The organism is Bradyrhizobium sp. JYMT SZCCT0180 (assembly GCF_018130165.1).
Taxonomy (GTDB): Bacteria; Pseudomonadota; Alphaproteobacteria; order Rhizobiales; family Xanthobacteraceae; genus Bradyrhizobium.
The window spans coordinates 24,266-44,331 of record NZ_JAFCLZ010000032.1 but is presented as its reverse complement, the minus strand read 5'-3'; the positions used below and the strand labels follow the sequence as shown (position 1 = coordinate 44,331).

General features: G+C 63.7%; 17 protein-coding genes. 13 read left to right on the top strand and 4 right to left on the bottom strand.

Annotated features, from left to right (window positions below; translation table 11 throughout):
• The first annotated feature begins 22 nt into the window (after positions 1–22).
• The 5 genes from JQ641_RS34125 (at position 23) to JQ641_RS34105 (ending at position 5,568) form a co-directional block, all read left to right on the top strand.
• Complete coding sequence (locus JQ641_RS34125; RefSeq protein ID WP_212000871.1) at positions 23–682, top strand: 2-hydroxychromene-2-carboxylate isomerase; 660 nt, start codon at positions 23–25, stop codon at positions 680–682.
• 69 nt (positions 683–751) lie between these two features.
• Positions 752–2,350 (top strand): class I adenylate-forming enzyme family protein, encoded by a 1,599-nt coding sequence (locus tag JQ641_RS34120; RefSeq protein ID WP_212000870.1) that lies wholly within the window; start codon positions 752–754, stop codon positions 2,348–2,350.
• Between the two features lie 46 nt (positions 2,351–2,396).
• Entirely contained in the window at positions 2,397–3,134 is a 738-nt protein-coding gene (locus tag JQ641_RS34115) for an SDR family oxidoreductase (RefSeq protein WP_212000869.1), read from the top strand.
• A gap of 43 nt (positions 3,135–3,177) precedes the next feature.
• Positions 3,178–4,377 (top strand): ABC transporter substrate-binding protein, encoded by a 1,200-nt coding sequence (locus JQ641_RS34110; RefSeq protein ID WP_212000867.1) that lies wholly within the window; start codon positions 3,178–3,180, stop codon positions 4,375–4,377.
• Between the two features lie 90 nt (positions 4,378–4,467).
• On the top strand, positions 4,468–5,568 hold the full coding sequence (locus JQ641_RS34105; protein WP_212000865.1) for an NADH:flavin oxidoreductase: 1,101 nt from the start codon (positions 4,468–4,470) through the stop codon (positions 5,566–5,568).
• A gap of 22 nt (positions 5,569–5,590) precedes the next feature.
• Here JQ641_RS34105 and JQ641_RS34100 read toward each other — a convergent pair whose 3' ends face one another.
• The gene (locus tag JQ641_RS34100) at positions 5,591–6,799 is read right to left on the bottom strand and encodes an ABC transporter substrate-binding protein (RefSeq protein WP_212000863.1); all 1,209 of its coding nucleotides are present in this window, start codon (positions 6,797–6,799) and stop codon (positions 5,591–5,593) included.
• 173 nt (positions 6,800–6,972) lie between these two features.
• Between JQ641_RS34100 and JQ641_RS34095 the strand changes: the two genes are divergently transcribed.
• From JQ641_RS34095 to JQ641_RS34060, 8 genes are all read left to right on the top strand, one after another.
• Entirely contained in the window at positions 6,973–8,127 is a 1,155-nt protein-coding gene (locus JQ641_RS34095) for an acyl-CoA dehydrogenase family protein (RefSeq protein ID WP_212000861.1), read from the top strand.
• 204 nt (positions 8,128–8,331) lie between these two features.
• Positions 8,332–9,486: an acyl-CoA dehydrogenase family protein gene (locus tag JQ641_RS34090; protein WP_212000859.1), complete on the top strand. Its 1,155-nt coding sequence runs from the start codon at positions 8,332–8,334 to the stop codon at positions 9,484–9,486.
• Positions 9,487–9,520: 34 nt separating this feature from the next.
• On the top strand, positions 9,521–10,732 hold the full coding sequence (locus tag JQ641_RS34085; protein ID WP_212000858.1) for an acyl-CoA dehydrogenase family protein: 1,212 nt from the start codon (positions 9,521–9,523) through the stop codon (positions 10,730–10,732).
• 80 nt (positions 10,733–10,812) lie between these two features.
• Positions 10,813–11,469, top strand: coding sequence for a glutathione S-transferase family protein (locus JQ641_RS34080; protein WP_212000857.1), 657 nt, complete (start codon positions 10,813–10,815; stop codon positions 11,467–11,469).
• Positions 11,470–11,609: 140 nt separating this feature from the next.
• The gene (locus JQ641_RS34075) at positions 11,610–12,428 is read left to right on the top strand and encodes a helix-turn-helix domain-containing protein (RefSeq protein ID WP_212000936.1); all 819 of its coding nucleotides are present in this window, start codon (positions 11,610–11,612) and stop codon (positions 12,426–12,428) included.
• A gap of 121 nt (positions 12,429–12,549) precedes the next feature.
• On the top strand, positions 12,550–13,416 hold the full coding sequence (locus JQ641_RS34070; protein ID WP_212000855.1) for a beta-keto acid cleavage family enzyme: 867 nt from the start codon (positions 12,550–12,552) through the stop codon (positions 13,414–13,416).
• Between the two features lie 124 nt (positions 13,417–13,540).
• Positions 13,541–15,157, top strand: coding sequence for an acyl-CoA carboxylase subunit beta (locus JQ641_RS34065; RefSeq protein WP_212000853.1), 1,617 nt, complete (start codon positions 13,541–13,543; stop codon positions 15,155–15,157).
• Between the two features lie 5 nt (positions 15,158–15,162).
• Positions 15,163–17,121, top strand: coding sequence for an acetyl/propionyl/methylcrotonyl-CoA carboxylase subunit alpha (locus JQ641_RS34060; RefSeq protein ID WP_212000934.1), 1,959 nt, complete (start codon positions 15,163–15,165; stop codon positions 17,119–17,121).
• Between the two features lie 38 nt (positions 17,122–17,159).
• Here the strand turns inward: JQ641_RS34060 and JQ641_RS34055 are convergent, their stop codons facing one another.
• The 3 genes from JQ641_RS34055 to JQ641_RS34045 are packed head-to-tail and all read right to left on the bottom strand — an operon-like array spanning position 17,160 to position 20,055.
• Entirely contained in the window at positions 17,160–18,152 is a 993-nt protein-coding gene (locus JQ641_RS34055; protein ID WP_212000851.1) for an ABC transporter ATP-binding protein, read from the bottom strand.
• Positions 18,149–19,162 (bottom strand): ABC transporter ATP-binding protein, encoded by a 1,014-nt coding sequence (locus JQ641_RS34050; RefSeq protein WP_212000849.1) that lies wholly within the window; start codon positions 19,160–19,162, stop codon positions 18,149–18,151. The genes JQ641_RS34055 and JQ641_RS34050 overlap by 4 nt, the downstream gene beginning before the upstream one ends.
• Positions 19,162–20,055 carry an ABC transporter permease gene (locus tag JQ641_RS34045; protein WP_192735580.1) on the bottom strand — a complete coding sequence of 298 codons (894 nt, stop codon included), beginning with the start codon at positions 20,053–20,055 and terminating at the stop codon, positions 19,162–19,164. Before JQ641_RS34045 ends, JQ641_RS34050 begins: the two co-directional genes overlap by 1 nt.
• Between the last annotated feature and the right edge of the window lie 11 nt (positions 20,056–20,066).

Below are 20,066 nucleotides of genomic sequence, written 5' to 3'. Positions count from 1 at the left end.
CGCAGATGACGGAGGACGCGGCATGTCGAGCGCGCGAGCGGTGCAGGCGCAGTTCCTGTTCGATTTCGGCAGCCCGAATGCCTATCTCTCCGGCCTTGTGATTCCTGACATCGAGAAGCGGACCGGCGTCAAATTCGATTACGTGCCGGTGCTGCTCGGCGGCATCTTCAAGCTTACGGGCAATTCGTCGCCCGCGGACTATCTGAAGGGGATCCGGAACAAGCGCGAATTTATGGAAGCAGAGACGGCACGCTTCCTTCGTCGGCACGGCATCACGAGCTTTCGCCCGAATCCGTTCTTCCCGGTCAATACGCTGCAACTGATGCGCGGCGCCGTTGCGGCTCAGGCAGAGGGGCTGTTCGAGCCGTATTGCCGTGCGGTCTACCGCCACATGTGGGAAGAGCCCAAGAAGATGGATGACCCCGCCGTGATGCGGTCGGCATTGGCCTCCTCCGGGATCGATGTCGATTTGATTGCCGCAAGATCGCAGGACGCCGCGGTGAAGAACCGGCTGATGGAGCTGACGCAGGACGCGGTCAACAGCGGCGCGTTCGGCTCGCCGACCTTCTTCGTCGGTAGCGAGATGTTCTTCGGCAAGGATCAGCTCAGGGACGTGGAAGAGGAAATCCTGGCCCAACAGGCCAAGGCCCGTTCCCGCGTAGTTCCTGCCAGCGTTTCCTAGGCTGTTTGTTTCGACTGCTAGCGCACAGAGCCTGACAAGGGCCGGCGCTGTCTACCAGGGAGGATGGCAATGCCTGTTCACGTCACCGACACTGATATGGCCGAACTGATCGCGCAACTGCCGGCGCGGGTGCACGACGTCTATTCGCCTTTTGTCGAGAACGCGCCTGACCTGCCCGCCTTCATCGAGGCGGGGCGCGTATGGACCTATCGGCAGTTTTCCGATGCCGTTGATGGCGTCGCGCAGGACTTTGTCGGTCTCGGCATCCGGCCCGGTGACCGCGTCATGGTCGCGAGCGAAAACAGCGTCGCGCTCGGGGCCATGCTGTTTGCGGCCGGCAAGCTCGAGGCCTGGGCTATTCCCGTCAATCCGCGGCTGTCGGCACGTGAGCTCGATCTGATCGCTTCGCATAGCGGTGCCCGGCGCGTGCTGTTCAATGCCGCACTGTCGAAGGAAGCCGCCGACCATGCGAACCGGGCCGAAGCAACGCTCCGCGCCATCGGCCCGTTCGGCGGTATCGGACTCGGGCCGTTGAATGAGACGGCGCAACCCGAACCGGTCGTGGGCCACAGTGACGGCCAGGTGGCCGCCTTGATGTACACCTCCGGTACGACCGGCGCGCCGAAGGGCGTCATGCTCAGCCATCGCAACCTGCTGGTCGCCGCGAGAGTCTCGGGCATCCTGCGCGGGACCGTGCCCGGCGATCGCATCTATGGCGTGCTCCCGATGTCGCACATCGTCGGCTACTCGATCCTTCTGATCTCGACCCTGATGCACGGCGCCGCGCTGCACGTCGTGGCAAAGGCCGATCCCGCGGCCCTTGCCCATTCCATCGCCAATGAAGGCATCACCACGCTCTACGGCGTACCGGCAACCTATCAGCGCCTGCTGGAATACAAGACGGTCAACGGCATTCCAAAACTGGCGCGCGGCAATCTGCGGCTGATGGGGGTTGCCGGCGCGCCGCTCGACCTCGACCTCAAGGCCCGCGTCGAAGACGAATTCGGCATCCCGCTGCTCAACGGCTATGGCATCACCGAGTGCTCACCGGGCCTCGCCGGCGTTCGCGATGGGGATCCGGCAGCGGACGATACGGTCGGTCCATTCCTTCCGGGAATCGAACACAGAATCGTTAGCCTCGACGGCAAGGAAGTTGGCCTTGGTGAGATTGGCGAGTTGCATGTGCGCGGCGCGAACGTGATGCTCGGCTATTATCGCGCTCCTGATCTGACGGCAGCCGCGATCGATCGCGACGGCTGGTTCAATACCGGTGATCTCGGCCGCGTCAACCAGCAGGGTCAGTTCTACATCGTCGGACGCACCAAGGAGATGATCATCCGCTCCGGCTTCAACGTCTATCCGGCCGAGATCGAAGGGGTGATGAACGCGCATCGGGACGTGGTGCAATGCGCGGTGGTCGGCCGCCCGGTCGACGGCAATGAGGAGGTCGTTGCCTTCGTGCAGCTCCTGGCCGGTGCCGAGGTGACGGTCGCCGATCTGCAGGCCTATGTCGCGGAGCAGCTCACGTCCTACAAACGGCCGAGCGAGATCGTGATCCTCGACGCGCTGCCCGCGGCATCCACCGGCAAGATCCTCAAGAACAAACTCAAGGAAGCCGCCATCGCGCGCGGTACTGCCACAACGACACGCGCCGCATCCGCGGTCTGACCGGTACTGGCGGCTGCCGCTGTCCGATGCCGCCAAGGAGAGCAACATGAACAAGCGAAACGCGACCGCGGCGATCATCGGCGCAGGCGACTATATCGGCGCCGAGATCGCCAAGAAGTTCGCGGCGGAGGGATTTTCGATCTTCGCCGGCCGGCGCAACGGCGACAAGCTGGCGCCGCTGGTGAGGGATATCGAGGCGAGCGGCGGCACCATTTCCGCGCGCTCGCTCGATGCGCGTAAGGAAGATGAGATCATCGCCTTCCTGAACGACGCCGACCGGCAGGCTCCGCTCGAGGTCTGCATCTTCAACATCGGCGCCAACGTCAATTTCCCGATCCTCGATACGACCGAACGGGTGTTTCGCAAGGTGTGGGAAATGGCCTGCTACTCCGGATTCCTCGCAGGGCGTGAGGCGGCGCGCCTGATGCTGCCGCGCGGGCAGGGCAACATCTTCTTCACCGGCGCGACTGCAAGCCTTCGTGGCGGCTCCGGCTATGCCGCGTTCGCCAGCGCCAAGTTCGGCCTGCGCGCGGTGGCCCAGGCGATGGCGCGCGAATTGGGCCCGAGGAACATCCATGTCGGGCATCTCATCATCGATTCCGGCGTCAACACCGCGTGGGTGCAGCAGCGCCGCCTCGAGGCGCTCGGGCCCGACGCGCTGAGCGATCCGGACGCGTTGATGCCGCCGGCATCGGTGGCCGAGGCGTATTGGCAGCTCTATCAGCAGCCGCGCAGCGCCTGGACGTTCGAGCTGGAAATACGCCCGTTCAAGGAAAAGTGGTGAACACGACGGTACGGGCAGTTCAATCAAACAGGGAGGGGAGACAATGTTGGGAAGAACAGCTGCGGCTGCAGCCACGATCCTGGCGCTCGTGGTCGGCACGGCGCATGGCGAAACGGCAGGTATTACCGAATCGGAAGTCAAGATCGGCGCCACGTTTCCGTTCAGCGGTCCGGCCTCCCCGCTAAGCAACACCGGCAAGGGGCTGATCGCCTATGTCAACTCGGTCAACGATCGCGGCGGCATTAATGGCCGGAAGATAAACCTGATTACCTACGACGATGCGTATAGTCCGCCGAAGACGGTCGAGCAGACCAGGAAGCTCATCGAAAGCGACGAGGTCGCATTTCTGTTTGGCCCGCTCGGCACGCCCGGAATCAGCGCCACCATCAAATACGTCAATGCGAAGAAGGTCCCGCACCTATTCGTGGTGAGTGGCGTGACCAAATTCGCGAACTTCGCCGAATTCCCCATGACCACCACGGGACTGCCCAGCTACACGACCGAGGGGCGGATCTACGCGAGGTACATTGCTCAGACCCAGCCGAACGCAAAGGTTGCGATCCTGTATCAGAACGACGATCTCGGTAAGGACTTCATCAACGCTTTCAAGGGTCATCTGAAGGACGATTTCGACAAAAAGGTCATCGCGTCCTCCTATGAGGTGAGCGAGCCGACGATCGATTCCCATGTGGTCTCGCTGAAATCGTCGGGCGCCGAGGTGTTTCTGTTCGCCGGCACACCTAAATTCGCGGCGCAGGCCATCAAGAAGACCGACGAGATTGGCTGGAAGCCGCTGTTCCTGATTAATCTGGTGTCGACCTCGGTCTCTTCAACCATCGTCCCCGCGGGGCCCGAGAAGGCGGTCGGCATCATCGCCGCGACGATGCTCAAGGATCCCGGCGACAAGAAATGGGCCGACGATCCCGGCATGAAGTGGTACCGCGAGCACTTTGCGAAGTACCTGCCGGGCGCCGACATCGGCGACGCCAATTATCTGTTCGGTACCCAGCAGGGACAAATCCTGGAGCAGGTGCTCAAACAGTGTGGCAACGATCTGTCGCGTGAGAACATCCTCAAGCAGGCGCGCAGCATACGGGGGCTATCGCTTCCGACCCTCATTCCGGGTATCACGGCCAACACGGGGCCGGACAACAGCATGGCCTATACGCAGCTTCAACTGCAGCGCTGGACCGGCAGCTCGTGGGAACAGTTCGGTGAAGTGCTCAGCGGCGAGCAAAAATGAGGGTGATGGCGACGGGCCGCATGCGCGGCCCGGTCTGTCCATCCGCAAGACAGAACGCGCAGTTCTGAAGCGATGAATCAGGGAGTGCGAATGTCTATCGACGTCCTTTTCCGGCCCTTCAAGTTCAAAGGGTTGCACTTGCCGAACCGCGTCATCATGGCGCCGATGACGCGCTCGTTCTCTCCGGGTGGAATAGCCACCGAGGACGTCGCGCAATACTACCGCCGCCGCGCCGAAGGCATGGTCGGGCTCATCATCTCGGAAGGGACGGGGGTAAGTCGCCCGGCGTCGCTGAACGATCCGAACGTTCCCCGCTTTCACGGCGAAAAGGAGCTTGCGGCCTGGCGGCGGGTGGTCGACGAGGTGCATGCCGCCGGTGGCCTGATGGCTCCGCAACTTTGGCATGTCGGAGCCGTCCGCACGAAGGCCAAGGACTGGTCGCCTCCCGGCGCGTATGACAGTCCGTCCGGCCTGTCGCGGCCGGACAAGAAGTTCGGCGACCCCATGAGCGAAGAGGATGTCGCCGATACCATTGCTGCCTTTGCCGATGCGGCGCTTGCGGCGAAGCGCCTCGGCTTCGATGCCGTGGAATTGCACGGCGCCCATGGTTACCTCATCGATCAGTTCTTTTGGGACGGTACCAACCGGCGCGAGGATGCCTATGGCGGCAAGGACCTGCCCGGCCGGGCGCGGTTTGCGGCCGATATCGTCCGCGCCGTGCGCAAATCCGTCGGCGCCGAGTTCCCGATCCTGCTACGCCTCAGCCACTGGAAGCAGCAGGACTTTGCGGTGAAGCTGGCGGACAGCCCTCGCGCATTGGAAGCCTGGCTCAAGCCTCTGGTCGATGCGGGCGTCGACATCCTGCATTGTTCGCAACGTCGCTTCTGGGAGCCGGAGTTCGAAGGCTCCGACCTGAATTTCGCCGGATGGGCCAAGAAAGTGACGGCGGTGCCGAAGATCACGGTCGGCTCGGTCGGTCTGACCGGCGAGTTCGTCGCAGCTTTTGGCGGAGAGAGTTCACAGCCCGCCTCGCTTGACGAACTGATCCGCCGCCTCGATCGCGACGAGTTCGATCTCGTCGCGGTCGGCCGGGCGCTGCTACAGGATCCGGAATGGCTGCTCAAAGTGCGTGACGGCAGGAGCGACGATTTGATGCCGTTTGAACGCGCGGCACTCACGGCATTGAGCTGACAACCACGGCAAGTCACCCGGTTCACGAACCCCGCAGCAACTCGCTGATCACGTTGAACTGGCTGTCGCGAAACTCGACCATGTAGCCGTCCTTGATGGGTCGATAGTCCTTCGGTGAGGTGTTGAGCTTGACGCCCGGCATCAGCAGCGGCAGTTGCACGTCTTTGAGGTTGGCGGCCTGCGCCATGATGTTCTCGCGGCTCAGATCGTTCTTGCACTGCTCCAGCACCACCACCAGCGCCTGAGCGACCATGTAGCCATAGCCGGCGGCGAAATTCGCCGGATCGACGTTCGGCACCCGCGCCTTCATGAAATCGCGGTAGGCGACCAGGTCAGGATCCTTGGAATCGGCCGTGTACGGTTTTAGCGAGCCGACCGACATGATGCCGCTCGCGGCTTCCAGGCCCGCCGGCACCATCACCGTTTCCTTGTTGGCGCAGCCCGAGGAGATGAAGCGCATCGGCCGCCAACCGGTCTCATACGCTTTGCGGATCGCCTGCGCGCAGGCGCGTGGCGTCACGCTGTAGATCAGGAAAACGTCGGCCTTGGTGTTGGCAAGGGTGAGGATCTGCGAATCTACGCTGGGATCGGCGACTTCGAAGCTCGATGCCAGCGCGATCGCCTTGTCGGCGTCGGCCCCAAGCGCCTCTTTCACGCCGCGCAGGTAATCCTTCCCGGCGTCGTCGTTCTGGTAAAGGATCGCAAAGCGTGCATTGGGATTTTTGGCGCGCGCATAGCGCACGTCGATGCCGGCTTCCTCGACATAATTCGGTGCCCAGGGCAGCGCCATCAGCCAGGGCTGGTTGACCGGATCGTTCCATTTCGACGCGGATGAGATCAGGAACAGGTGCGGCACCTTGGCGTTGTTGAGGTATTTCGCGGTCGCCGAACTCGGCGCGGTGCCCATGGTGCCGAACATGAAGGCGACGTTCTCGCTTTCGACCAGCCGTCGCGTCGCCTCGACCGTCTTCGGCGGCGAGAAGCCGTCGTCAAGCGAGACCATGTTGAGCTTGCGCCCGTTGACGCCGCCCTTCTCGTTGACCATGTCGAAATAGCCGGCAAAGGCCTTGCCGACGACGCTGAGCGCCGAGGCCGGGCCGCTATACGGCATGATGTTGCCGAACTTGATTTCGGTCGCGGTGATGCCGGGCTGTTGCGCGAAGGCAGCCGACGATGCGGCGAGCGACAGCGCGAGGAAAATGGCCGGGACAGATTGGCTCCATCGGATCATGCTTCATCTCCCCGGCGTTTTGCCGATTTTGTGTTATTGCTTTTTTGCAGAAGGCTAGGGCATGGCCGGGGAACCGGTCTTGCGTTGAGTTGCTGGCGCGGGCGCCGGTCAGCCGCTCAACGCAAGTTTAGGCCGGCCGATTCAGGGCATCGTGATTCCGTCGGGAGGACAGCATGCTGGAGCGGACAAAGGCGAACAGCCCGTTTTACAACGCGGATCACGAAGCGTTTCGCGACGTGATGCGGCGCTTTGTGACGCGTGAGATCGAGCCCTATGCCCATGAATGGGACGAGGCCGGCGAGTTTCCGCGCGCACTATATGCCAAGGCCGCCGAGATCGGCCTGCTGGGGCTGGGTTTCCCCGAGGAATATGGCGGCGTCGCTGCCGACCAGTTCATGAAAATCGTGGCCTCGCAGGAACTCGCGCGTGCCGGCGCCGGCGGTGTCTCCTCCAGTCTGATGAGCCACACCATCGGCTCGCCGCCAATCGCGCGCGCCGCCCGCCCCGAGATCAAGGCGCGGGTGCTGCCCGAAGTGCTGTCGGGCAAGAAGATATCGGCGCTGGCGATCACCGAGCCGAGCGGCGGCTCCGACGTCGCCAATCTCCGCACCAGGGCGCGCCGCGACGGCGACCATTATGTCGTCAGCGGCGAGAAGACGTTTATTACGTCAGGCATGCGCGCCGATTATCTGACGGTCGCCGTGCGCACCGGCGGTGAGGGCGCCGGCGGCGTCAGCCTGCTCTTGATCGAGGGCGATACGCCGGGGCTTTCGCGCACCAAACTCAAGAAGATGGGCTGGTGGGCCTCGGACACCGCGACGCTGCATTTCGACGAATGCCGCGTGCCGGTCCAAAACCTGCTCGGCGAGGAAGGCCAGGGCTTCAAGCTGATCATGCACAATTTCAACAGCGAGCGGATGGGCATGGCGGCGAGCTGCACGGCTTACGCGCGCGTCTGCGTCGAGGAGGCGATCGCCTACGCCAAGGAGCGCCAGACATTCGGCAAACCGATCGCACAGCACCAGGTGATCCGCCACAAGCTGGTCGACATGGCGCAGAAGGTCGCGGCGTCGCAGGCGATGCTGGAAATGCTGGCATGGCGGCTCGGCCAGGGCGAAAGCCCGGTTGCCGAGATCTGCATGATGAAGAACCAGGCGACCCAGACCATGGCGTTCTGCGCCTCTGAAGCCGTGCAGATCTTCGGCGGCGCCGGCTTCATGCGCGGCATCAAGGTCGAGCGCATCTACCGCGAGGTGAAGGTCAACGCGATCGGCGGCGGCACGGAGGAGATCATGAAGGATCTGGCGTCGAGGCAGATGGGGCTGTGATGTTAACTCCCCTCCCTCCACGCGCATCGCGCGTGGCGGGGAGGGGTCGGGGGTGGGGGGTGTCTCCGCAGACTCGCTGAGAGTGTTGTGCGTGGATAGACCCCCCACCCCCGACCCCTCCCCGCCGCTGCGCGGGGGGAGGGGAGCAGAATGTCGGTGCGCTATTTCGCATCGGAGAATGACGACGAGGGATAGACTGACAAAATGCTCTTCACCGCCGACCACGACGAACCGCGCCGTATTCTACAAAAATTCATCGCCGCCGAGATCAATCCGTTCGTCGATGAATGGGAGGAGGCCGGACAGTTTCCCTCGCATGCGCTGTTCAAGAAGCTCGGTGATCTCGGCTTTCTCGGCCTCAACAAGCCCGTTGAATTCGGCGGGCAGGGGCTCGATTACAGCTACGCGCTGATGATGGCCGAAGAGCTCGGCGCCATCCATTGCGGCGGCGTGCCGATGGCGATCGGGGTGCAGACTGACATGGCGACGCCAGCGCTGGCGCGGTTCGGCTCCGATGACGTGCGCCGCGAGTTTCTGGCGCCCGCGATCGCGGGCGATGCGGTGGCCTGCATCGGCGTGTCGGAGCCGGGCGCCGGCTCCGATGTCGCTTCGATCAAGACCAATGCTCGTTCGGATGGTGACGATTACGTAATCAATGGCGGCAAGATGTGGATCACCAATGGCGTAAAGGCGGACTGGATCTGCCTGCTCGCCAATACCAGCGACGGGCAGGTGCATCGCAACAAGTCGCTGATCTGCGTGCCCATGAAAACCAAGGGCGTCGAGGTCGCACGAAAACTCGACAAGATGGGCATGCGCTCCTCCGACACCGCGCAGATTTTCTTCGATAATGTCAGGGTGCCGAAGCGCAACCGCATCGGCGAAGAAGGCAAGGGCTTTACCTACCAGATGGTGCAGTTCCAGGAGGAGAGGCTGTGGGGTGCCGCGGCATGCCTGAAGGCGCATGAATACATTATCGCCGAGACCACCGAGTACACGCGCAACCGAAAGGCGTTCGGCAAGACCATCCTCGACAACCAGGTGGTTCATTTCAAGCTTGCGGAAATGCAGACCGAGGTCGAACTGCTGCGCGCGCTGATCTACCGCGCCGCCGAGGCGCTGATCGCGGGCGAGGACGTCACGCGGCTGGCGACCATGGCGAAGCTCAAGGCCGGACGGCTGGGACGCGAACTCACCGATGCCTGTTTGCAATTCTGGGGCGGCATGGGCTTTATGAACGAGACACACGTCAGCCGCGCCTATCGCGACAGCCGCCTGACCTCGATCGGCGGCGGCGCCGACGAGGTGATGCTGACGGTATTGTGCAAGATGATGGGCACGCTGCCGGGTGCGAAGTAAAATTCAACTTAACGAGCCATGAACGGATATCGATATGCTCTATCAGGAGAGCCAGAAGGTCACCGAGCTGAAGCACCGCCTTCAGTCCTTCATGGATCGCCACGTCTATCCGAATGAGGAGCGCTTCTATAAAGAGGCCGAGGAGCTGGGGGCCTGGAAGGTTTTCCCGGTTGTCGAGGAGTTGAAGCCGAAGGCGCGGGAGGCGGGTCTGTGGAACCTGTTCCTGCCGGAGAGCGAGCATGGCGCCGGCCTGACCAACCTCGAATACGCACCGCTGTGCGAGGTGATGGGGCGCTCGCATCTTGCGCCTGAAGTCTTCAACTGTTCGGCGCCCGACACCGGCAACATGGAAGTGCTGGCGCGCTACGGCACGCGCGAGCATCAGGAGCGTTGGCTCAAGCCGCTGCTGGCTGGCGAAATCCGCTCCTGCTTTGCCATGACCGAACCTGCGGTCGCCTCCAGCGACGCCACCAATATCGAGAGCTCCATCCGGCGCGACGGCGATGATTACGTCATCAACGGCCGCAAATGGTACACCACCAACGCGACCGACCCGCGCTGCAAGATCTGCATCTTCATGGGCAAGACGGATCCCGATAATCCGGATCGCCATCGCCAGCAGTCGATGATCCTTGTTCCGATGGACACGCCAGGCGTCAAGGTGCTGCGGTCTATCCCGGTGTTCGGGTTTTATGGCGTGCCTGACAGGGCCTCGGAAGTGGTATTCGAGAATGTCCGCGTGCCCGCCACCAACATGTTGCTTGGAGAGGGCCGCGGCTTCGAAATCGCGCAGGGGCGTCTCGGTCCCGGCCGTATCCACCACTGCATGCGGTTGATCGGGCTCGCCGAACGGACGCTGGAGAAGATGTGCGGGCGGACGAGAAGCCGCGTTGCGTTTGGCAAGCCGGTTTCGGAACAGACCGTCACGCAGGAAAGAATTGCGGAATCGCGCATCATGATCGAGCAGTCGCGGCTACTTACGCTCAACGCGGCGCATATGATGGACACCGTCGGCAACCGGGCGGCCAAGGCAGAGATCGCGATGATCAAGGTCGCGGTGCCCAACATGGCGTGCCAGGTGATCGATTGGGCCATTCAGGCCCATGGCGGCGGCGGCACCAGCAACGATTTCGGTCTGGCTGCGGCCTATGCTACCGCGCGCCTGCTGCGCCTCGCCGACGGTCCGGACGAGGTTCATCGCAACCAGATTGCCCGCCTCGAACTGCGCAAGCACAGCAATGCCTGATGCTGGCCGCCAAGATGATATTGCGGGCGCCGCTTCGGCGCTCCAAACTGGCCTGAATCGAGATTGAAGGAAAACGCCTGATGATCACGCTTTATCACTGCGACGGAGCGCGCTCGTTCCGCCCGCTCTGGATGCTGGAAGAGCTCGGGCTGCCCTATGAGCTCAAGATGCTGCCGTTTCCGCCGCGCGTGTTCGCCAAGGAATACCTCGCGATCAATCCGCTCGGCACCATTCCCTTCATGGTCGATGGCGAGACCAAAATGACCGAGTCCTCAGGCATCTGCCACTACATCGGCACCAGATATGGCCCGACGCCGCTGATCGTCGGGCCCGACGAGCCGGCCTATGGCGCGTTCCTGAACTGGATGTATTTTTCCGACGCCACGCTGACCTTTCCGCAAACGCTGGTGCTGAGATACAGCCAGCTCGAGCCCGAAGAGCGTCGCAATCCGCAGGTGGCCGGGGATTATGCAAAATGGTTCCTCGGGCGGCTGCGGGCCGTGGAAGCCGCCACCGGCAAAGCGGAAACGCTCTGCGCGGACCGCTTTACCGCCGCCGATATCGCCAACGGCTATGCGTTGCGGCTGGCCGGAAATATCGGGCTGGCCAAGGATTTCGGGCCCAATGTCGCAGCCTATTGGGCGCGGTTGCAGGCCCGTGACGGTTATAAGCGGGCGGTGGCCGCGGAACAAAAGGCCGGCGTCGAGCAGAGTGTGGCGCCGCGGGTTCGGGGCTGACGCTCCCCGTCATTCCGGGGCGCGAAGCGAACCCGGAATGACAGCGGTTCTGTCGGTGACAGCCCCCCATTTTGCGCTATGGTTGCCCCCATCGCAGCGGCCCAAGAGCCGCGCGAGGAGGATGCACCATGGACGACGCCTTGGACGACATCGGCCGCAAATCGGGCCATCTGATGCTGATCACTCCGGAGCGCGTGTTCTACGCGGGCCTGCTCGGTCGGCCGCGGGAACGCTGCTCGGGTGCGTTCAACATCTATGTCGCGATCGAAGGCGGGTTGCAGCTTACAGCCGATGGCCGGAACAGCCACGCCGAAATGTTCGCAGTGCTGCCGAACACAGGGCATACCATCGCCAGCGATTATCGTTCGGTGCTGAGCGTCGTGATCGAGCCGGAAAGCGTTTGTCCCGGCGTGCTCGAAGACCTCGCCGCGCGGCTGTCGGGGGCTGAAGGCAAAGCCTTTGCCGACCGCATTCGCGCCGCCTATCTTACCTTGCGCGAGCACCATGCGGGCGAGGATTTCTCCAGCGCCGAGTTCGATTTCCTGTGCCTTGGCGAAGCCCTTCCGCAACGCGTGCTCGATCCACGTGTGGCGCGCGCGATACTGCAGATCGGCAAATTCTGCGGCGAACCGGTGACGGCCGCGAGCTGCGCGGCGGAGGCAGGGCTGTCGCCGTCGCGCTTCCTGCATTTGTTCAAGGAAGAGACCGGAATCTCGTTCCGCTCGTTCCGCGCCTGGAAGCGGGCGCGGCATCTGCTGCATTTCGCCAACCAGGACATCAACCTCGCGCATCTCGCGCAGGACATCGGCTATCCTGATTCGACGCATTTCAGCCACTCGATCCGCCGCTTCTACGGCTTGAAGCCGCGCGCGATCTTTTCCGGCTCGCGCGATCTGGCGATCTACCGCAGCAATCGCACAGGCTTCGGCAATAGCGGGTTGACGCAAGAAGCGGGCTGATGCGGGCTCCATGATCGGCAGCGCATGATCCGGAGAAGTGTGTAGCAGTTTTCCGAACGGATCATGCGTAAAACAAGGGCGATTTCCGCCCATTTCCGAAGGCTGATCCAAAGGCTGATTCATGAGCGACAAGGCCGTCATTACCTGTGCGCTGAACGGCGTGCTGACCGACCCGAAACAGCACAACGTGCCTGTGACGCCCGAACAGATGGCGCGCGAGGCCAGGGCCGCATTCAACGCCGGCGCCAGCATCATGCACATCCATCTGCGTCAGCAGGAGCCGAACAAGGGCCATCTGCCGTCGTGGGACGTCAGCGTCAGCAAGGAGATTCAGCAGGCGGTGCGCGAGGCCTGCCCCGGTGTCATCATCAACCACACCACCGGCACCTCGGGCCCGAATTATGGCGGCGCGCTCGATTGCGTGCGCGAGACGAAGCCGGAAATCGCCGCCTGTAACGCCGGCTCACTGAATTACCTCAAGGTGAAATCCGACAACACCTGGGCCTGGCCGCCGATGATGTTCGATAACGCGGTCGAGAAGGTGCAGGATTATCTCGACGTGATGAAGGTCGCGGGCACGATTCCGGAGTTCGAATGCTTCGATGTCGGCATCGTGCGCTGCGTCGGCATGTACCGGCAGACCGGCATGTATTCAGGGCCGCTGGAGTACAATTTCGTGATGGGCGTCGCGTCCGGCATGCCGGCCGATCCGGACCTGCTGCCGATCCTGCTCAAGCTCAAATTGCCCGAAGCACACTGGCAGGTCACGGCCATTGGCCGCGCCGAAATCTGGCCGCTGCACCAGCGCTGTGCCGATCTCGGCGGACACCTGCGCACCGGGCTTGAGGACACCTTCTATCTCGCCGACGGCGCCAAGGTGACTTCCAATGGCCAGTTGATCGAAGCCATCGCGGCTTGTGCGCGTAGAGCTGGGCGTGAGATCGCCAGCCCGGCCGAGGCGCGGCAGATATTTGGGACCAAACACTAACCGTCATTCCGGGGCGCGACGTAGTCGCGAGCCCGGAATCCATAACCACGATCGTGAGTATGGATTCCGGGCCTGCGCCAAGAGGCGCATCCCGGAATGACGAGGGACAAAGCTCGGATCACACATGGCCATCATTGAATCGACCATCGCCCCAGGCAGCGCCGGCTACAAGGCCAACCGCGACGGCATGCTGGCGCTGATCGCGCGCATGCGCGGGCTTGAGGAGCGGACGCGCGCCGCCTCCGCTGCCGCCAAGGACCGCTTTCACAAGCGTGGCCAGTTATTGCCGCGCGAGCGCGTCGCACTGGTGCTCGATTCCGGCTCGCCCTTCATCGAATTGATGACCCTGGCGGGCTACATGTTCGACGTGCCGGATGCCGACAAGAGCATCCCCGGCGGCGGGGCGATCGCCGGCATCGGGTTCGTCTCCGGCGTCCGCTGCATGGTCAGCGCCAATGATTCCGGCATCGACGCCGGCGCGTTGCAGCCTTATGGCCTCGACAAGACCTTGCGCGTGCAGGAACTGGCGCTTGAGAACAAGCTGCCCTACGTGCAACTGGTCGAAAGCGCCGGCGCCAACCTGCTGCGCTACCGCGTCGAGGATTTCATTCGCGGCGGCAATATCTTTCGCAACCTGGCTCGGCTGTCGGCGGCGGGCTTGCCGGTCGTGACCGTGACGCACGGTTCGTCGACCGCGGGCGGCGCTTACCAGACCGGGCTCTCCGACTACATCGTGATGGTGCGCGGCCGCACCCGCGCCTTCCTCGCCGGGCCGCCGCTGCTCAAGGCCGCGACGGGCGAGATCGCAACCGAGGAAGAGCTTGGCGGTGCCGAGATGCACACCTCGATTTCCGGCCTCGGCGATTATCTCGCCGAAGACGACCGCGACGCGCTGCGGATCGCGCGCGACATCATGACCAACATGCAGTGGGACCGGCCGAAGCCGGCTGAAATCTCGTATCGGCCGCCGCGCTATGATTCGGAGGAACTGCTTGGCATCATGCCGATGGACCACAAGCGTCCGGTCGACATGCGGCAGGCCATTGCACGCTTTATCGACGATTCCGATTTTACCGAATTCGGCAGCAATTACGGGCCCGCCACCGTCTGCGGCCACGCCCGCATCGAGGGGCAGGCGATCGGCATCATCACCAATAACGGTCCGCTCGACGTGCCCGGCGCCAACAAGGCGACGCATTTTATCCAGGCCTGCTGCCAGTCGCGCACGCCGATTTTGTATATGAACAACACGACCGGCTACATGGTCGGCAAGGCCTATGAGGAAGCCGGCATGATCAAGCACGGCTCCAAGATGATCCAGGCGGTGACCTCGGCCACCGTGCCGCAGATCACCATCTATTGCGGCGCCTCGTTCGGCGCCGGCAATTACGGCATGTGCGGGCGCGGCTTCCATCCGCGCTTCTGCTTCTCCTGGCCCAATGCCAAGACCGCCGTGATGGGCGGCGAGCAGGCGGCGGAGACGATGGCGATCGTCACCGAAGCGGCGGCTGCGCGGCGTGGCAAACCGATCGAGAAGGAAAAACTCGACGCCATGAAGGCGCAGATAACAGGCGTGTTCGACGGCCAGATGGACGTGTTCTCGACCTCGGCACGCGTGCTCGATGACGGCGTGATCGATCCGCGCGATACCCGCAGCATCTTGTCCGAGGTGCTGGCGATCTGCCGCGAGGCAGATGCCCGCACGCCGCAGCCCATGCAATTCTCGGTCGCGCGGCCATGACTGTCATGAAGCCGACGCCGTTCTTCAAGATCCTGATCGCCAACCGCGGCGAGATCGCGCTGCGCATCATGCGCACCGCGCGCCGTCTCGGCTATGGCGTGGTCGCGGTCTATTCCGATGCCGACCGCGACGCGCTTCATGTCCGCGAAGCCGATCAGGCCGTGCGGATTGGCGAGGCGCTGCCGGCGCAATCCTATTTGCGGATCGAGGCGATCATTGCGGCGGCCAAGGCCAGCGGCGCCACGGCGGTTCATCCCGGCTACGGCTTCCTCGCCGAGAACGAGGATTTTGCTCAGGCCTGCCGTGAAGCGGGCCTCGTCTTCATCGGACCGTCGCCGGAAGCGATCCGGGCGATGGGCAACAAGGCCGGCGCCAAGGACATCATGGAAAAGGCCGGCGTGCCCTGCGTGCCCGGTTATCAGGGCGCAGACCAGAGCGACGCTGTCATGCTGGCGGAAGCCAGGAAGGTCGGCTTTCCCGTGATGATCAAGGCGGTTGCCGGTGGCGGCGGCCGCGGCATGCGGCTGGTCGCGGACGCCGCGGCGTTTCCGGATGCGCTGCGCAGTGCGCGATCGGAAGCTCAGGGCGCGTTCGGTGATCCCACGGTCATTCTGGAGCGCGCCATCGTCAACCCCCGCCATATCGAAATCCAGGTGTTCGGCGATCGTTACCGTAACGCGGTCCATCTCGGCGAGCGCGATTGCTCGGTGCAGCGGCGCCACCAGAAGCTGATCGAGGAGGCGCCGTCGCCGGCGGTGTCACCGAAGCTGCGGGCGCGGATGGGCGCAGTTGCGGTGTCAGCCGTCAAAGCGATCGGATATGAGGGCGCCGGCACGCTGGAATTCCTGCTCGATACCAGCGGCGAGTTCTACTTCATGGAAATGAACACGCGGCTGCAGGTCGAACATCCCGTCACCGAGGCGATCACAGGCCTCGATTTGGTCGAGTTGCAACTGCGCGTCGCCAGCGGTGAGCCGCTCGGGCTGGTTCAGGAAGACATCAAATTCTCCGGCCATGCCATCGAGGTGCGGCTGTGTTCAGAGGATGCCGGCCACGATTTTATGCCGCAATCCGGCACGATGGCGTTGTGGCAGATGCCGGACGGCATCCGTGTCGAACATGCGCTGCAATCCGGCTCCGCGATTCCGCCGTTCTATGATTCGATGATCGCCAAGATCATCAGCCATGGCGCGACCCGCGATGAGGCGCGGGGCAAGCTGATCGTTGGTCTGGAGCAGGTGACTGCATTCGGCGTCACCACCAATCAGGGCTTTCTGATTTCATGCCTGCGCCATCCCGGCTTTTCCGCGGGTGAGGCGACCACGGCGTTCATCGGCAGCCATCGCGATGAATTGCTGGCGCCGCGCGAGGATGCGGCTTCGGAAGCCGAGCTTGCGGCGTTGCTGCTGTATGTCACCGATCCCTCTGCGCCGAAATGGAAGCCCGGACGCTCGCTGGCGGCGGCGTTCCCGGTTCCCGTCCGTGTCGAGATCGGCGGCGCGGTCCATGAGATCGAGATCGTGCGCGAGCGTGACGGCAGCTATCGCGGGCTTAACGACGCGCTCTATCGAATCGAAGTTCACGCCGTCGACGGCGATACCATCCGCTTCAGCCGCGACGGTCTTGCAGAGTCCGTCAAATTCCTGCGCGACCGGGATCGGCTCTATTTCCTGCACCGCGGCGCCACGATTGCGGTCCGCGATTTGACGCTGGCGGCGCCGGTGTCAGCCGCGGCCAGCGGCGGTGACGGCAAGGTGAGGGCGGCGATGAACGGCCGCGTCGTCGCTGTGCTGGTCAAGCCGGGCGAACAGGTCACGGCCGGCCAGCCTGTGATGACGCTGGAAGCGATGAAGATGGAGCACGTGCATACGGCGGGTGTTGCGGGCAAGGTCGCGGCGATCGATGTCGCCGAGGGCGAGCAGGTGACGACGGGGAAGATCGTGGTGGAGATTGAGGCGGCTTAGCATCGTCGTCCCGGCGTTCGCCGGGACGACGATAGATTTTACTCCGCCCGCCCCGTCCCCTCATTGAGCCAGCACGCCACCTCATGCCGCGCGCCGGCATCAAGCAGCGTTGGCCGTTCCACCTTGCAGCGATCCATCACGTAACGGCAGCGGGTGTGGAAGGCGCAGCCCGACGGCGGGTTGATCGGGCTCGGCACGTCGCCGTCGATCATGGGGGCGAGCTTCTTCGCCTTCGGGTTGGCGACCGGCACCGAGGCCAGCAGCGCCTGCGTATAGGGATGGCGCGGGTTGGCGAACAGCTCGGTCTTGTCCGCGATCTCGACGATGCGCCCGAGATACATCACGGCGACGCGGTGGCTGATATGGGCGACCACGGCGAGGTCATGGGCGATGAACAAATATGAAAAATTGTTCTTGCGCTGCAGGTCGATCAAGAGATTGATCACCTGCGCCTGGATCGAGACGTCGAGCGCGGATACCGGCTCGTCGCACACGATCAGGCTCGGCCCGAGCGACAGTGCGCGGGCGATGCAGATGCGCTGCCGCTGGCCGCCGGAGAACTGATGCGGATAGTTCTTCATCTGGTCCGCGCGCAGGCCGACCTGGGCGAACAGTTCGGCGACCCGCTCCTGCTGCGCGCGTCCGGTGGCGAGGCCATGCACGCCGAGCGGTTCGCCGACGATCTCGCCGGCGGTCATGCGCGGATTGAGCGAAGCGAACGGATCCTGGAATACGATCTGCATCGAGCGTCGATGCGGTCGCAGATCCGTCTTGCTGAGGTTGGTGATGTCAGTGCCGTTGAGCTTGATGGCGCCGCTGGTCGGTTCCACCAGCCGCAACACGCTGCGCGCCACGGTCGACTTGCCGCAGCCGGATTCGCCGACCAGTCCGAGCGTCTCGCCTTTACCCACCGAGAAGCTGACGCCGTCGACCGAGTGCACGGTGCCGATGCGTCGGCGCAGGATGCCGCCGCGCACCGGGTAATGCTTGACGAGGTCGGTAACCTCCAGGAGGGGCGCTCCGTCGGTCATATCGCGGCCACCATTTCCGCCGCGCGCCAGCACGCCGCAAAATGATTGTCGCCGAAATCCATCAGCGGCGGATACTCGGCGCGGCAGCGGTCGATCGCGAACGGACAACGCGGCGCAAAGGCGCAGCCCGGCGGCAGATTGGTCAGCGACGGCACCATGCCGGGAATTTCGTTCAACCTGACATCCTCTTTGGCGCCGAGCGAAATCACCGCCGGCATCGAGGCCATCAGGCCGCGGGTGTAGGGATGCCGCGGATTCTCGAACAGCGCCTCGACGGTCGCTTCCTCGACCTTCTTGCCGGCATACATCACGATGACGCGCTGCGCGGTCTGGGCGACCACGCCGAGGTCGTGGGTGATCAGGATCAGTCCGGTGCCGAGCGTCTTTTGCAGGTCGACGATCAGCGCCAGGATTTGCGCCTGGATCGTGACGTCAAGCGCGGTGGTCGGCTCGTCCGCGATCAACAGCGCCGGCCGGCACGCCAGCGCCATCGCGATCATGGCGCGCTGGCGCATGCCGCCGGAAAGCTGGTGCGGATATTCATGCGCACGGCGCTCTGGTTCGGGAATCCGGACGAGGCGCAGCATTTCGACCGCTTTCGCCCACGCTTCCTTCGCCGTCATGTCCTGGTGCAGGCGCACCACCTCGGTGATCTGGTCGCCGATCCGCATCACCGGATTGAGCGAGGTCATCGGCTCCTGAAAGATCATCGACATCCGGTTGCCGCGAATCTTGCGCATGTCGGCTTCATCGATGCCGAGTAAATCAGTGCCCTCGAGCGTCACCGAGCCGCCGACGATCCGGCCCGGCGGATCCGGCACCAGCCGCATGATCGAGAGTGCGCTGACGCTCTTGCCGCAGCCGGATTCGCCGACGATCGCCAGCGTCTCGCCGCGGCGGACGTGGAACGACACGTCGTCGACTGCCCGGAACAGGCCCGAATTGGTGAAGAACACTGTCTGCAGGTTCTTCACATCGAGAACCATCTCATCCGCCCGTGCCAGCGTCATCAGCCGCGCTGCCTCGGGTCGAGGATGTCGCGCAGCGCGTCGCCGAACAGATTGGTGCCGAACACCGCAAGGCTGATCGCGACGCCGGGGAAGATCACCAGCCACGGCGCGGTGCGGACATATTCCGCCGCCGATTCCGACAGCATGCGGCCCCATGACGGGTAGGGTTCGGGAATGCCGAGGCCAAGGAACGACAGCGAGGCTTCGGTGAGGATGGTGGAGCCGAGCTGCGCGGTCGCCAGCACGATCAGCGGCGCCAGTGTGTTCGGCAGCACGTGGCGGATGGCAATGCGCGTCTCGCTCATGCCGATCGACTTGGCGGCCTCGACGAACGGCAGTTCGCGCAAAGCCAGCGTGTTGGCGCGGATCACCCGGGCCACCGTCGGTATCAGCGGGATCGCGATTGCGATGATGACGTTCGGCAGCGACGGCCCCAGGGCCGCCGTCATCACCAGCGCCAGCACCAGCAGCGGGAGGGCCTGCAGAATGTCGGTCACGCGCTGGAACAGCAAATCGACCCAGCCCGAGAGATAGCCGGAGACGAGGCCGACGATGACGCCGAGCGTCGAGCCCAGCAGCGTGGCGCCGATGCCGACGGCCAGCGAAATCCGGGCGCCATGGACGATCCGGCTCCAGACATCGCGGCCGAATGAATCGGTGCCCAGCCAATGCACGGCATCGGGCGCCGCCAGCCGGTGGGTGGAATCGACGCTGAGCGGGCTGAAGCGGCAGATCAGATCGGCCGATATCGCCACCCAGACGAACATCACCATGATGAAGAGGCCGATGGTGCCGAGCATGTAGCGTTGCGCGAGAAACGTCAGCCGGCGCCAGCCATGCGTCGAATGGGCGCCGGCGCGTTTCAGTTCGCTATCGTAATTGACTACAGCCAAACCTGAATCTC